Raw genomic sequence first — 209 nt, 5'->3', positions numbered from 1 at the left:
TTATCTACAACTTTGAATTCTGCGCCAGACAGTGGATTACCTTCACTATCCGTTTTCACCAATTGTGCAGATCCTTTATAGTTTACAAAACCTTCGCTTGCCACAACTACTTTTGGTTGTCCTTTTGCTGAATATTCAATCGTGAAAACAACTGGTGTCGTATTCAAAATATAGCCTTCGGGTGCTTTTGTTTCGATAAATTGATAGTC

General features: G+C 37.8%; 1 protein-coding gene. It reads right to left on the bottom strand.

Annotated elements, in window-relative coordinates; translation table 11 throughout:
* A partial coding sequence (locus tag IAE45_RS18795; protein WP_267908072.1) for an MSCRAMM family protein occupies positions 1 to 209 on the bottom strand: 209 nt, incomplete at both ends.

Origin of the sequence: Enterococcus sp. S53 (genome assembly GCF_016516865.1) — a bacterium.
Lineage (GTDB): Bacteria > Bacillota > Bacilli > Lactobacillales > Enterococcaceae > Enterococcus_D > Enterococcus_D innesii.
The sequence above is the reverse complement of the archived record's forward strand: the minus strand, read 5'-3'. Positions and strand labels throughout refer to the sequence as shown.